At 52.3% G+C, this 14,167-nt stretch carries 15 protein-coding genes; 11 read left to right on the top strand and 4 right to left on the bottom strand.

Annotated elements, in window-relative coordinates:
• Positions 1–28: 28 nt before the first annotated feature.
• A complete protein-coding gene (locus IM700_RS08285) occupies positions 29–511 on the bottom strand; it encodes a DinB family protein (protein ID WP_193415886.1) in 483 nt (160 codons plus the stop codon).
• Between the two features lie 133 nt (positions 512–644).
• Here IM700_RS08285 and IM700_RS08280 point away from each other — a divergent pair, with 133 nt between their 5' ends.
• Positions 645–1,214, top strand: coding sequence for a CGNR zinc finger domain-containing protein (locus IM700_RS08280; RefSeq protein ID WP_193415887.1), 570 nt, complete (start codon positions 645–647; stop codon positions 1,212–1,214).
• 58 nt (positions 1,215–1,272) lie between these two features.
• On the opposite strand, the gene msrB is transcribed toward IM700_RS08280, so the two are convergent.
• Complete coding sequence (gene msrB, locus IM700_RS08275) at positions 1,273–2,253, bottom strand: peptide-methionine (R)-S-oxide reductase MsrB (RefSeq protein ID WP_193415888.1); 981 nt, start codon at positions 2,251–2,253, stop codon at positions 1,273–1,275.
• 454 nt (positions 2,254–2,707) lie between these two features.
• Between msrB and IM700_RS08270 the strand changes: the two genes are divergently transcribed.
• Positions 2,708–3,403, top strand: coding sequence for a TerC family protein (locus tag IM700_RS08270; protein ID WP_193415889.1), 696 nt, complete (start codon positions 2,708–2,710; stop codon positions 3,401–3,403).
• Positions 3,404–3,481: 78 nt separating this feature from the next.
• On the opposite strand, the gene IM700_RS08265 is transcribed toward IM700_RS08270, so the two are convergent.
• Positions 3,482–4,303, bottom strand: a complete 822-nt coding sequence (locus IM700_RS08265) for an AraC family transcriptional regulator (RefSeq protein ID WP_193415890.1) — start codon at positions 4,301–4,303, stop codon at positions 3,482–3,484.
• Between the two features lie 184 nt (positions 4,304–4,487).
• Between IM700_RS08265 and IM700_RS08260 the strand changes: the two genes are divergently transcribed.
• The 9 genes from IM700_RS08260 (at position 4,488) to IM700_RS08220 (ending at position 13,147) form a co-directional block, all read left to right on the top strand.
• Complete coding sequence (locus tag IM700_RS08260; protein WP_155605589.1) at positions 4,488–5,258, top strand: sugar phosphate isomerase/epimerase family protein; 771 nt, start codon at positions 4,488–4,490, stop codon at positions 5,256–5,258.
• On the top strand, positions 5,251–6,333 hold the full coding sequence (locus IM700_RS08255) for a Gfo/Idh/MocA family protein (RefSeq protein ID WP_193415891.1): 1,083 nt from the start codon (positions 5,251–5,253) through the stop codon (positions 6,331–6,333). Before IM700_RS08260 ends, IM700_RS08255 begins: the two co-directional genes overlap by 8 nt.
• A gap of 233 nt (positions 6,334–6,566) precedes the next feature.
• Positions 6,567–6,884, top strand: a complete 318-nt coding sequence (locus IM700_RS08250) for a winged helix-turn-helix transcriptional regulator (RefSeq protein ID WP_068785129.1) — start codon at positions 6,567–6,569, stop codon at positions 6,882–6,884.
• Positions 6,885–6,942: 58 nt separating this feature from the next.
• A complete protein-coding gene (locus IM700_RS08245; protein ID WP_193415892.1) occupies positions 6,943–7,509 on the top strand; it encodes an FAD-dependent oxidoreductase in 567 nt (188 codons plus the stop codon).
• Positions 7,510–7,668: 159 nt separating this feature from the next.
• Positions 7,669–8,376, top strand: coding sequence for an iron-sulfur cluster repair di-iron protein (gene ric, locus IM700_RS08240; RefSeq protein WP_193415893.1), 708 nt, complete (start codon positions 7,669–7,671; stop codon positions 8,374–8,376).
• Positions 8,377–8,507: 131 nt separating this feature from the next.
• Complete coding sequence (locus tag IM700_RS08235; RefSeq protein WP_193415894.1) at positions 8,508–9,224, top strand: hypothetical protein; 717 nt, start codon at positions 8,508–8,510, stop codon at positions 9,222–9,224.
• A gap of 240 nt (positions 9,225–9,464) precedes the next feature.
• Positions 9,465–11,900, top strand: coding sequence for a nitrite reductase large subunit NirB (gene nirB / locus IM700_RS08230; protein WP_193415895.1), 2,436 nt, complete (start codon positions 9,465–9,467; stop codon positions 11,898–11,900).
• Positions 11,901–11,932: 32 nt separating this feature from the next.
• Positions 11,933–12,280, top strand: a complete 348-nt coding sequence (gene nirD, locus IM700_RS08225) for a nitrite reductase small subunit NirD (RefSeq protein WP_193415896.1) — start codon at positions 11,933–11,935, stop codon at positions 12,278–12,280.
• An 84-nt stretch (positions 12,281–12,364) separates the two neighbouring features.
• Complete coding sequence (locus IM700_RS08220; protein WP_193415897.1) at positions 12,365–13,147, top strand: formate/nitrite transporter family protein; 783 nt, start codon at positions 12,365–12,367, stop codon at positions 13,145–13,147.
• 169 nt (positions 13,148–13,316) lie between these two features.
• Here IM700_RS08220 and IM700_RS08215 read toward each other — a convergent pair whose 3' ends face one another.
• Positions 13,317–14,033 (bottom strand): Crp/Fnr family transcriptional regulator, encoded by a 717-nt coding sequence (locus tag IM700_RS08215; RefSeq protein WP_155605494.1) that lies wholly within the window; start codon positions 14,031–14,033, stop codon positions 13,317–13,319.
• Positions 14,034–14,167 lie beyond the last annotated feature (134 nt).

The following is a 14,167-nucleotide window of genomic DNA, read 5'->3' as shown; positions in this document are numbered from 1 at the left end:
AGGCTCGGGCCGTTTCTTTTTTGATTTCTCAGGATCTCCAGGAACCCTGCTGCCTGCGAATCAACACGATTTGTCCCGCATGGTAGGCGTCATGCAGCATCCAGCGGGAGAACTCGCGTCCCACGGATTCGTTCGTATTCGCGTAAGGCGCTTCCAATTCCTCATTGGATAAGGAAGCGATCGCCTCGCGCAGTTCCAGCTGAATCCGTTTCGTTTCCGCCAGCACCTCTGCCCATACGGCTTCATCCGGCGTTCCGCCAGCGAAGGTCTCCTCGTTGGTTTCCACGCGAGCGTCCGGCTCCACCCCTTTTAGGCGGCTAAGCATCCGCTCGTTGTAATAATTAATATGACTGACCGTTTGCCATATCGTGTTGCCGCCGCCCGGCGGAGCCCAAATGGCTTGCTCGGCGGTCGTGCCTGCCAAAGCCGTTGACAACGGTACGATCCACTCCTCCAATTCCCAAGTGTTGTCTTTTTGCAGTACGAGTAAATCCACGGCACTTACGCTCATCTGATCTCCTCCTCGTCATTGTAACTGGCTAATCCATATTTAAAGGGTTACAATGGTATTGTAGCAGAAGATGGTAAGAATGTAACTATTCATTTATAGATTTGGTCGTTACATCTTGGGGAGGCCTTCGGAGTTGGAGACATTATGGAGTGATTTTCTAAATAGCCAATGGCATGACTGGCGGGGAAGCGGACGCAGCGAAGATCGGCTGGAACTACGGGCTTGGCAAGAGCGATTCCTTAGCGACTGGCATCTCGCCGCACCCGTACCGATGCCTGCGGAAGCAGCTTCGGCAATGCGTCATTTTCGGGAGCGTTTGCATCTGCTAGCCGTCAAATTGGCGGACGGCGGCGGCATGGAAGATGGGGATTGGCAGCTGCTCAACGAGCATTTAGCGCTTGATGTAGTGAGCCGTCGTCTGATTGGCCGGCCGGGAGCGGTTCGGCTGGTATATGTTCCGGTAACGGAGGATTGGCGCCATGTGCGGGCGGAAATCGCCGCGAGCTTCGGCGAAACCTTACTTGGGGGAGAGACGGGAAGGATTCGCGTGTGCGATAACCCTGATTGCCGCTGGATTTTTTATGATGATACGCGAAATCGAACGAAAAAATACTGCGATGATAAAATGTGCGGCAACCTCATGAAGGTGCGGCGGTTTCGTGCCCGTAAAAAGGCCGGAGAGGAGCGGGGCGAAGAATCATGATCCTCTCCAAAAAGAACAAGGCTGCCGGGATCGGCAGCCTTGTTCTGTACTAGCTTCTTTATTCTTGCGTATCTTGGAACAGGTAAAGATATTCTCCGTACCCTTCCTTCTCTAGATCCGCTAACGGTACAAAGCGGAGCGCCGCGGAATTAATGCAATATCTGAGGCCCGTTGGTTCCGGGCCATCCTCGAAGACATGGCCCAGGTGGGAGTCGCCCAGCCGGCTGCGCACTTCGGTGCGGATCATGAAGTGACTCGTGTCGGTTTTTTCCTTGACGTGGTAGCTGCGGAGCGGGCGCGTAAAGCTGGGCCAGCCGCAGCCTGCGTCGTATTTGTCGCGGGAGCTGAACAGCGGCTCGCCGGAGACGATATCGACATAAATCCCTTCTTCTTCGTGGTCCCAGTACTCGCCTGTAAACGGCCGCTCGGTCGCGTTGTTTTGCGTCACCTCGTATTGCATCGGGGTCAGCCGGCGCTTCAGTTCCTCTGGATCCTCCGGGCCGGACCAGTGGCGTTCCAGAAAGTCCTCGCGTCCGGAGCCTTTGCGGTACAGCTTATAATGGCCCGGATTTTTCTTGTGATATTGCTGATGATATTCCTCGGCAGGATAAAAAGACGCCGCCGGCAAAATCGGTGTGACGATCGGCTTGTTAAAGCGACCGCTTTGCGCAAGCTCTTGCTTAGAAGCCTCTGCCTCCAGACGCTGCTCCTCATCATGGTAAAAAATCGCGGTGCGATACGATTCGCCGCGATCATGAAATTGGCCGCCTTCGTCCGTCGGGTCGATTTGCTGCCAATATAACTCCAGCAGCTTGCGGTAAGGAAACACGGCCGGGTCGTACGTGATCTGCACGGCTTCGTAGTGGCCGGTGTGTCCGGCGCAAACCTGCTCGTAAGTTGGATTAACCGTATGACCGCCGGTATATCCGGAAATAATCCCGTGAATGCCGGGCAGCTCTTCGAATGGCGAAACCATGCACCAGAAGCAACCTCCGGCAAAAGTGGCCAGTTTGACATTGGAATTTGACGCTGGACTCATTGTGATCCCTCCGTTTCGCTCCTTATTATAACTTGTTTTTGCACCAAACCCAAAACGCTTTGCATAAAAGGCTGGTGCTCTCCTGGAGTACGTGCTATAATAACTCCATTAAACATGCATGGTTCCCAAAGGGGAGTAGCTGCTACAATAAAGTCGTCATTACGGGAGTATACATACCCCCGGCTTTATTGGCAACGAAATGTTGTTAGCGAGACCTTTGCCCGTAGCGAGTATTGGGTGAAGGTCTCTTTTGATGCATAAATTGCGTCGTGCCCAATACGGACACGGCGTATTTTTTTTGGATCACTGATGGGGATTGTTCCCGTAATCCCTACCGCATCAATTGTCCGTAGGCCTGACACACTACCTTTACAACAAAGTCAGCGGTCGGTCGTGAGGCGGTTTTTCCGGAAAAAGTGGGATCGCTGCATGGAAATTAGAAAGGGGAGAGAATATGGATTTATTTTCGCCGGAATTTTGGATGGCTTTATTATCCATCGTCCTGATTGACCTCGTCCTAGCCGGAGACAACGCGATCGTTATTGGCCTTGCCGCCCGTAACGTGCCTCACCAGGATCAGAGAAAAGTCATTATTTGGGGGACCATTGGCGCGATTGTGATCCGGGTAATCATGACCTTGCTTGTCGTGCAGCTGCTAAACATCCCGGGATTACGACTCGCCGGAGGCCTTGCTCTTGTCTGGATCGCCTATAAGTTGCTGGTCGAGGAGAAGAACCACGAAATAAAAGCAGGCAACCAAATGTGGGCAGCCATCCGTACGATCATTATCGCAGATGCGATGATGGGCCTCGATAACGTGCTAGCCGTAGCGGGTGCAGCGCATGGGGACACCCTGCTGGTCATTATCGGTCTCGCCGTTTCTGTACCGATTATGGTATGGGGCAGCACGATGATTCTGAAGTTGACCGAACGTTATCCGATCGTGATCACGATCGGTGCCGCCGTACTGGCTTGGACCTCAGCCAAGATGATCGTCGAAGAGCCGCTGGTCCACGATTGGTTCGCCAGCCCTTGGATCAAATACGGATTCGAGATTCTCGTCATCGCTGCGGTGGTGCTGCTTGGCACCCAAATGAAGAAGCGTAAAGCGCGCCTTCGCCAAGCGATACCGCAAACCAACGGAGGTTAAGGGTAAAAAAAACAACGCCGCGGGAGGCCGTTACAATGGCCGCCCACGGCGTTGTTTGCATTTCAGGCAGACCAAACACTATGCGCCATTGTCACGGGAGGTTTGGCGGAATTGTTTGGGAGACATCCCAAAACGTTTGCGGAAAACTTTGTGGAAATAATTGTAGCTCGGGAAACCGGAGCTCTCCGCAACGTGCTCAAGCGATAAGGGGCTGAAGATGATCCGCTCGCGCGCCATGTTCAGTCGCACGTCCAGGGTGTATTGAATCATGCTGGTGCCAAACGCCTGCTTGAAGAGATGCACCGCCCGCGACACGCTGATGCCGACGTGGACTGCGGCGTCCTCCAGCTTAAAGGGAGTGGAAGCGTTTTCTTCGATATAATTTTTCAGGCGGTGGGCAAGATAGGTTGGATAGGTAGGTTGCGGCTGCTCCAGTAAATTACGTTCGATCTCCATGCACAGGATCTTTAAATAGTATTCGGATATTTCCGGTGTCGGGTTGGAGATGCGGCGCTGCTCCAGCATGATCTGACGGAAGGTTCCAACGATGCCCTCGGACAAGGGAACCTTCAGTCGATGAGGAAGCGGCCGGCGGTTCCACCAGGCTTTGATCCATTCCCCAGATAGAAAAATATGGTAATCGCCGCTGGAAACCGCCGGTTCCCCTGTACTGTTCGGTTCCGCTTCAATTTTCAGCTCGTAGGGATCCCCCGGGGCGAACAGCAGCAAATCGCCGGGTTCCAAAAGCTCTAGCCGCCCGTTTAATCGCGAACGGCATTTGCCTAATGTTTGCAGGCGAATGAGATAATTCTCGTGTCCGTCTATTTGCGTCGTGTGGAATGGCTTGCGGTGCAGCGAATAGCCGGCATGCAAAATTTGCAGGTTTGCTTCTTCCTTCATTGGTGTCCTCCACAGGGTCTTCGAAAAAAATGACCAGATTGTTCATGTTTCAATCATATTATTCATTTTACAACGGAGCGTTTTGAAATACCATGGTACATGGAAAGCGCTTTATATGGATCCATCTGATGGCATGAATGGAGTTCTAGGTTATACCACAACTATGGATGAGGTGAACGAGAAGATGACGCAGATTGGTTTGCAGTTGTATACGGTAAGAGATCATTTGGAGCAGGATTTTGAGGGAACGCTGCGCAAAGTGGCGAAACTTGGTTATAAAGGTGTGGAGTTTGCCGGATTTTACGGTCGCTCGGTAGAGCAGGTGCAGGAAATACTGCGGGAAACGGGCTTGACCGCGATCGGTGCGCATACTCCATATAACCGGTTGAAGGAAGCCTTGGATGAGGAATTGGCGTTTAATAAAGCGATTGGCAGCCGTTATATCATCGTTCCTTATTTGGCGGAGGAGGATCGCAACCGCTGGTCGGAAATCATCGAGGATCTGAAAATATTCGGAGAGCGCTGCAAAGAAGAGGGTTTGGTCCTTTGCTATCATAACCATGATTTTGAACTGACGTTGCAGCACGAGGGCAAACCGGCGCTAGATGCGATATACGAGCAAGTTCCCGAATCCTTGCTGCAGGTTGAACTCGACTCTTGCTGGGTTGCGTTTGCCGGGTCGGATCCGCTGGAATATATCGCGACATACCAAGGGCGGCTTCCGCTGGTGCACTGGAAAGACTTGGTTAAGAAAGCGGACGGTTCTCCGGAAACGGTTGAGTTGGGCCGCGGAGAAATCGCCATTACGGACATCGGCGATGCGTCGATCGCAGCAGGTGTAAAATGGTTGATCGTGGAGCAGGATTATTGCGCCGCTGATCCGCTGGACAGCATCCAAACAAGCATGGAGTGGGTGCGTGCCTACGCGGAAAAGGGAGGTAAGCTTCATGTCTAAAACGTTGAAAGTCGCGATCATCGGTTGTGGCGGGATTGCGAACGGTAAGCATTTGCCAAGCCTAGCTCAGCAGCCTGAGGTGGAAATGGTCGCGTTCTGCGACATCGTCCAGGAGCGCGCAGCCAAAGCTGCGGAACAATATGGCGCGGAAGGCGCCAAGGTTTATACGGATTTCCACCAATTGTTAGCGGAATGCGATGCCGAAGTCGTGCATGTCTGCACGCCGAATGACTCCCACGCGGAAATCACGGTCGCTTCGCTGGAATCCGGCCGCCATGTGATGTGCGAGAAGCCGATGGCCAAAACGGCTGAGCAGGCTCGTCAAATGCTCGATGCGGCCAAACGCACGGGCAAAAAGCTGACGATCGCTTACCAGAACCGCTTCCGCAACGATAGCTTGTACTTGAAAGAGCTGTGCGAAAATGGCGAACTCGGGGACATTTATCTCGGCAAGGCGCTGGCGCTTCGCCGCCGGGCGGTGCCTACTTGGGGCGTATTTCTGGACGAGGAGAAGCAGGGCGGCGGTCCACTGATCGACATCGGTACCCATGCGCTTGATCTTACCTTATGGCTGATGAACAACTACGAGCCGAAGAGCGTCACCGGCTCCGTCTTCCATAAGCTCGGGAACCGCGAAAATGCGGCGAACGCGTTCGGTCCATGGAATCCTGAAGAATTTAAAGTGGAGGACTCCGCGTTTGGTTTCATCACGATGAAGAATGGCGCTACGATCATCCTTGAATCAAGCTGGGCGCTGAATGTGGTTGAAATCGGCGAAGCCAAAACGTTGCTGTGCGGCACGGAAGGCGGAGCGGATATGACCAACGGACTTCGCCTCAATGGCGAGAAATTGAGCCGTTTGTACGAGACGAAGGTCGATTTGGGCTCGGGCGGCGTCGCTTTTTTCGAAGGCAAGCAGGAAACCGATGCCACTCGCGAAGCGAGAGCTTGGGTGCAGGCCATTCTTGAGGATAAGGAGCCGCTCGTTAAGCCGGAGCAAGCGCTCGTGGTAACGGAAATTTTAGAAGCCATTTATGAGTCGGCGAGAACGGGAAAAACGGTTTATTTTGATTAACACTACCCATCGATTTGGTGAACGTAAATGGTAACGGATTCAGCCGCCGAGATGCGGGGGTATAAGTTACAACCAGCGTAATATACTATATTAGCGGCCGCCGCCAAGGCGGCCGTTTTTCAAATGACAAGGGTACCCCCTTACTTTCCAAGGACAAATGTGCTAATATGAAATATACTAACAAAATGTAAGTCTTAAGCCTTTAGGCGGGCAATGATAACGAGGTGAATTTTATGGATGAGCATTCTCATGCGATGTGTCCGCGTTTTGAATCGGCTTTTTCGTTTCTCGGCAAACGTTGGAACGGTTTGATCATCAATACGCTGATGAGCGGGCCAAAACGATTCAAGGATATTTCCAATCAGATTCCTTCCATGAGCGATAAAATGTTGTCGGAGCGGATGAAGGATTTGGAATGTGAAGGGATCCTGATCCGTCACGTTTATCCTGAGACACCGGTTCGTATTGAATATGAATTGACCGAAAAGGGGCGTGCGCTTCGTCCGGTGATGGATGAAGTTCAAGCTTGGGCAACGGAGTGGATCAAGTGATCGGCATGCCGTTACCGGCGAGCGGGCGGCATGAAAACAATAGAAAGTGGGTGTACTTGTGGCTGAGGTAATTGTTATCGGAGCAGGACCGGCGGGAGCCAGCGCAGCGCTTTTCTTGGCCAAAGCGGGTAAAGAAACGCTCGTTCTGGACAGCAACGCTAGCATGACCAAACGGGCATGGATCGAGAATCATTACGGCGCGAAGGATATTTCCGGACCGGATCTTCTAAAGATCGGGCGGGAGCAAGCGGAGAAATTCGGCGCGAAATTCATTGAAGAAAAAGTGACGGGCGTAGATACCAACGGCGGATCGAAAGTGACTGTCAAGACCGAATCCGGCCGCAGTTATGAAGCGTCCCATATCGTATTAGCCACTGGTGCCTTAACCGATCTTGCAAGCGCTATCGGCTTGGAGCTGAAGGATGGCCGGGAACCTAGAATCAAAACCGTGATTGCTACCGATGGCGAGGGACGTACGAGCATTCCGCGCGTTTGGGCAGCAGGAACGGTTGCTGGGGTTAGCGTGCATACGATCATCACCGCCGGTGACGGTGCGAAGGTTGCGATCGAGCTGATCAGTGAGTTGAATGGCGAGCGTTACGTTGATCACGACGTACTTAAGTAATAAATAAGAACATACGACAGGCCTCCTGAGACAGGGGGCCTTTTTATTTTATAAGGCAATCAGGTTTATGGCGAAGTGAGCGCAATCACCAAGCAGGTGTACCTCGTGAAGTATGGTGAAGAGGTAAGCTTGACTTCATTATTTCAGGAGGTTTTAGAAATGGATATCAATCCAATAGAATTTCAAATGACCGATAAAGTTCGAGATATCGTGCTGCGGTTTCCCAAAGCTGCGGATTATTTCCGGCAACGGAAAATCGACTTTTGCTGCGGGGGAAACCGTCCGATTACCGAGTCGGCGGAAGAAAGCGGCGTTCCGGTAGAGCTGTTGCTGGAGGACTTGAACCGTATGTTAGCTGAGCATCCGCATACAGGAGGAGAAGAAGGCTGGCTTCAAGCGTCATCTGCGGACCTGGTTGAACATATCGTAGGCAAACATCACCGTTATTTACGGGAGGAGCTCCCGGAAATTCAAAAATACGTGACGAAGGTCTCGCGCGTTCACGGTGAAATAGATCCTCACCTGCTGGAGGTGGCCCGATTGTTCGGCGAGTTGCGGCGTGAGCTGTTGGCGCACAGTGACAAAGAGGAGGCCGAGGTATTTCCGAAGATGCTCAACTGGGATGCAGGCCGCGAACCGGAAGTGCTCGAAAAACTGCAGGGCGCGATTGCCGATTTGGAATCGGAGCATGACGGTGCAGGGAATATCTTGAAACAGCTGCGCGAGCTCACCGGGGATTTTCAACCGCCGGCTCATGCCTGCACGACGTACCGTCTGACTTACGCGCGCCTGGAGGAGTTGGAGGGAATGACCTTTACGCATGTACATCTTGAAAATAACGTGTTATTCCCGCGATACACAGAATAAGTGGTCTTTCGCTTCCGCGAGCCGCCGTTTGTATAAAATTTGAGAACCTGCGCCTTGTCCGGTATCCTTAAGATAAGGAATATTCTATTGCCCGGGTTGGGACAATGATAGGAGAAGGGCAGGGGGCGGCAATGCACAAGAGATGGCGATGGCTTGTTGGATGGATGGCAGGAATAGCAATAATCGTGACGGCTTGCGCCCAAGGCCAAATTACGGATCAAACGGCACCGGCGGAAGCACAGAGAACCGACAAAGAACAACCCCACGACATCACGTTGACGATCGACGGGGGTACCTTTATCCCCGATGTGACGCGCAGCCTGCATTACGATTATATGGCTGGGCTAACGGCACGTCATGCGCTGGAGAGCAGTGGGATCGTGAGGTTCACGGAGGATCAATCGGCAATCCAATCGGTTGGGGAAGTGTCGCTGGATTCTACCCTGGAGTGGGGAACGCAGTTGAATGACAAAGAGCTGGATCCCAGCGACTGGGATCATGAGTTGAAGATTGGCGACAAGCTGCTCGTCTATGTCAAGACGGTCGATAGCTTTGAAGCGATCCCGCAGCAGGCGTCCTTGCTATTGATTATCGATGGGGGCAGTCCGAAGAAGAAGTATTACGTCAATAAATACGACGATAACACGACGGTCAGGGATCTTCTAAAACGCAGCGGCATCGTTCAGTTTAGTCCCACCAACAAATCCATCGTATCGGTCGGCGGGTATACTCCCCAAGAGAACGAACAGTGGATCCTGAAGGTGAACGGAAAGAAGCTACTGGATACGGGGCTGGATATGAGATTAAAGCCACAGGACAATGTGGAAATTGTCTTAAAGCAGAAATAGATGTAGGTACTCGACAAAACTTATGGAATCCGCAGTCCTGGTCATAACCGGGGTTGCGGATTTTTTCAATAGGTTCATGAAAATAGTTATGACAAAAGTTTGTGTATTCTTTCACAATTAATGTGAATGCAATCACAAGGTATCTGCAATTTTAAATTTATACTAAGAGCATCACTTAAAAATTGAACTATCGTAAAGACACTAGAGATCTAGGTATTTATAGGAGGAGGCATTACGAATATGGGAACGGACAGAGAGAAACTGGTCGTGATCGGGAACGGAATGGCCGGCATCAGCGCCGTGGAACAAATCCTGAAGTTGACTACGAAATTTGACATTACGGTCTTCGGAAGCGAGCCGCATCCGAACTATAACCGGATCATGCTGTCGTATGTGCTGGAAGGCAGCAAAACGATGGATGACATCGTATTGAATGATTTGAATTGGTATAAAGAACATGGGATTACGCTGCATATGGGGACCACGGTCGAGCGGATCGATGCGGAGGCCAAAGAGGTTGTGGCCGATAACGGGCAACGCGTTCCGTACGATAAAGTGTTGATTGCTACCGGCTCGACTTCGTTTATTCTGCCAATTCCGGGCAGTGATAAGGAGGGAGTCGTTGGATTCCGCGATATCGCAGACTGTGAGCAAATGCTGCAAGCGGCCAACACCTATAAGACGGCGGCCGTGATCGGCGGCGGCTTGCTCGGTTTGGAAGCGGCCAAGGGGCTTGTGCAGCTTGGCATGGACGTGACGGTCGTGCATTTGATGGAAGATTTGATGGAACGCCAGTTGGACCATCAAGCGGCAGGCATGCTGCAAGCGGAATTGGAACGTCAGGGCATCAAGTTCAAGATGGGCGCACAAACGACGGAGTTGCTAGGGGATAACCGGGTACGCGGGCTGCGGTTCGCGGACGGCACGGAGCTTGCGGCGGAATTCGTTGTTATGGCGGTAGGGATCAAACCAAATGTCGCCGTTGCCAAGGCCAGCGGAATGGAAGTGAATCGCGGGATCGTGGTCAACGACTACATGCAAACCTCGCTGGAGGGAGTCTATTCGGTTGGTGAGTGCACCGAGCACCGCGGAATCTGTTACGGTCTGGTCGCACCGCTGTTCGAGCAGGGGAACGTGATGGCCAAGCATATCAGCGGCGTAGACACTCCACCTTATGAAGGTTCGGTCGTATCGACCAAGCTGAAAATTTCCGGCGTAGATGTCTTCTCGACCGGCGAATTCATCGACGGGCCGGAACATACGGTCATCGCGAACAAGGACGATTGGAAGCGCACGTATAAGAAAATCTTGCTGAAGGATGGCAAGCTGGTAGGTGCGGTGCTGTTCGGCGATATCACGGATTCGGCCGAGCTGCAGAAGCTGATCAAGCAAGGCGCAGAGATGACCGACGAATTGTACGAGTCGCTGATGGGCGGAGGCTGCTGCGGCGGCGGAGCCAAGAAGAAGGCCTCGGTCGAAACGATGAGCGACGAGGAAATCGTCTGCGGCTGCAACGGGGTTACCAAGGGTACGATCGTGGATTGTGTTGTGAATCAAGGCATGACGACGGTGGACGAGATTAAGGCATGCACCGGGGCGACCCGTTCTTGCGGCGGGTGTAAACCGGTCGTGGAGCAAATCTTGCAATATGTACTTGGAGACGGCTTCACGCAAACGGCGAAGCAGGGGATTTGCGGCTGTACGACACTGAGCCGCGATGAGATCGTTGCGGAAATTAAGGAGAAAGGGCTGCAGACCACCAAAGAGGTTATGAACGTACTCGGATGGTCGCAACCGGAAGGCTGCTCGAAATGCCGGCCCGCCATCAACTACTACCTGGGCATGATTTACCCGGATACGCACGAGGATGAGAAGGCTTCGCGTTTCGTCAACGAACGGATGAATGCCAACATCCAGAAGGACGGCACTTACACAGTGGTACCACGGATGTACGGCGGCGTAACAACCCCGGAAGATCTGAAGAAAATCGCCGACGTGTCCTTGAAATACGATGTCAAAGTGGTGAAGGTCACGGGCGGACAACGGCTCGACTTGATCGGGGTGAAGAAAGAAGATCTGCCGAAAGTTTGGGAAGAGCTGGATATGCCGTCGGGGTATGCTTATGCCAAATCGCTGCGTACGGTCAAAACATGCGTTGGTTCGCAATTCTGCCGCTTCGGGACTCAGGACTCGATGGGTATGGGCGCGCTGCTGGAGCGTAAATTCGAACGGCTTGATTTCCCGGCCAAATTCAAAATGGCGGTTAACGGCTGCCCGCGGAACTGCGCCGAATCGTGCACGAAGGACATCGGTATCGTCGGTAATGATGGCGGTTGGGAAATCTTTATCGGCGGCAATGGCGGGATCAAGGCGCGCTTGGCGGATTCGCTATGCAAGGTAAAAACCGATGAGGAACTGATCGAGCTGTGCGGTGCAATCATGCAATATTACCGTGAAACCGGCAACTACTTGGAGAGAACGTCGGAGTGGGTGGAACGGATGGGGCTCGAGCACATTCGCTCGGTTGTCGTCGACGACACCGAGAACCGCAAGGCGTTGATGGAACGGATTGAATTTGCCTTGACTCAAGTGACGGATCCTTGGCAAAAAGTGCTGAACGACGATGATCAACGCGGTAAATTGTATCATTCGTTGGAAATGAGCAACCAGCTGTAATGTAGCGTCTAAAGCGAAAGGGGTTATCAAGCATGAAGATGGAGTTGAGTGGTGATACGTTTTACCCTGTAGGCGCCTTGGAGGAGTTCCTGCCACAGATCGGTCGGGTGGTGGAATTGGCCGGTCAGTCGATCGCGGTGTTTCGTACGTCGGATGGTCGCATTTTTGCGGCATTAAACCAGAATCCCCATCCGAAGGGCGGACCGCTGGCCGAGGGCATCGTTTCGGGTCATTATCTGTATGATCCATTGTACGATTGGAAAATCGACCTGACCACCGGACAGGTTCAAGCGCCGGATACCGGCCAGGTGACGATGTTTCCGGTCAAGGTGGAAGAGGGACAGGTTTTCGTTGCTGCAGCGGTGCTGCAGCAAGCGTAGCGGGATGAACTGAAGCGCGGTGATCGAGAGGTCGCCGCGCATTTTTTGAAAGCAAGGCAGGCTTCATATGGGGGAGGAACACAAATGTTTACGCAAAACGTGGAAGCGATCGTGGAAGCGGCCGTCAAGAAAAAAGATAAGATGAACGAAAGTCTGTCCCGTTATTTCGTGTCGGCGATGCTGGCAGGGGCTTATGTCGGGTTGGGGATCATTCTGATCTTCAGCATCGGCGGACCGCTCGCCGTGGTCAAATCGCCGTATCAGACGATGCTGATGGGGATGTCCTTTGGGCTGGCCCTGACGTTGGTTGTGTTTGCTGGCTCCGAACTGTTCACCGGCAATAATATGTTCTTTACGGCTAGTACGCTCGCGAAGCGGACAACGGTCGGCGATACGGCGAAGAACTGGACCCTCGTTTTTCTAGGTAACCTGGCAGGTGCGTTAGTGCTTTGCCTGTTAATCGTCGGCAGCGGTTTGTTTAAGACGGCCGCGCCGGAGCATTTGATCTTTGCCGCTTCCGCCAAGAAGATGGGGGCTCCGGTGACAGAGCTGTTCTTTCGCGGGATTCTGTGCAACTGGCTTGTTTGCTTGGCACTTTGGATGGCGAACCGGGCCAAGGAGGATATCGCCAAGCTCGTCTTGATCTGGTGGTGCCTCTATGCGTTTATCGCGAGCGGGTACGAGCATAGCGTGGCCAATATGACTTTGCTCAGCTTGTCGCTGCTGCTACCGAATCATCCGGATACGGTTACGGTCGCTGGATGGTTGCACAACATGGTGCCGGTTACACTAGGCAATATGGTTGGCGGCGCCGTGTTTGTCGGTATGGCATATTGGTTCATTTCGCCTGTGCGCAAGAAGGCGTAGGACATAACAGGAGCTGAGAATGATCCCCCAAGTTCGTCTATCATAGACGAAGCTTGGGGGATTTGCTTTGCTTTATATGAAGAAGAACAAAGCAAAAAACCGTCCAACCAAAGAAGGGACGGTTCGATACGCTAGCACTAGCGTCTATTGGTGATGAAGCTGCGGGCAATTAGATACGGCAAATTTCGTTCGGGCATAGCTCGCAGTGACAAATATCCTGCAGCATCACGAGGTCTTTGATCACGATCATGCCGTTCTCGTACTCCAGCGCGTCTTTCTTGCGCAGATCGCTCAGCATGCGGTTGACGCTCTCGCGCGTTGCTCCGATCATGTTGGACAAGTCGGTGTGAGTGATCTTCTTGTTGATCAGAATCGTGTCTCCATGTTGTTCGCCATACGTATTGCTAAGGCGAATCAGTGTCGAGCACAATGCGCCTGGTTTGCCGTACATCATCAAATCACGGAATTTCGTCTGGGTCAAACGGTGATGGATTCCCATCCATTTCATGAAATCGATGGCGAAATCGCAATGCTGGCAGATCATGATTTCCAGATCCTTTTGCTCGATGACGCCTATTTCGCAGTCTTCGATGACTTCGGCGGTGAAGCTGTGCTTCGTGCTGAAGAACGGATCGGCCTGACCGACCATGTCGCCGCGACCATACATGTAAAGGATCAATTCCTTGCCTTCATCTGTCGATTTGGTCAACTTCACGCGGCCGCGCTTGATGTAGAACAGTTTATCGGAAAAGTCACCTTCCCAGAACAAATGCGTCCCCTCGGGATATGCTTTGTCTTTCATCGTAACGAGAAGGCGATTGAAGTTTTGCTCTGTAAAACAGCTCGTATTACCGCGGGGCAGGGTGGCATTTAAAATTTCACTCATCATCGATTTCCCCTTTGTACTCCAAATTTTTCTGAAAATTTTAAATTAATTATATAACGTTTTTTCGGTTTTTTGGGGGCCGTAAAGCCTGAAAAAGTGTCGAAATTTCAACATTGTGAGAAAATTCACTTTGT

Source organism: Paenibacillus rhizolycopersici (genome assembly GCF_014947195.2).
In the GTDB taxonomy this organism is placed as follows: domain Bacteria; phylum Bacillota; class Bacilli; order Paenibacillales; family Paenibacillaceae; genus Fontibacillus; species Fontibacillus rhizolycopersici.
This window is presented reverse-complemented; position numbering and strand designations above follow the sequence as displayed.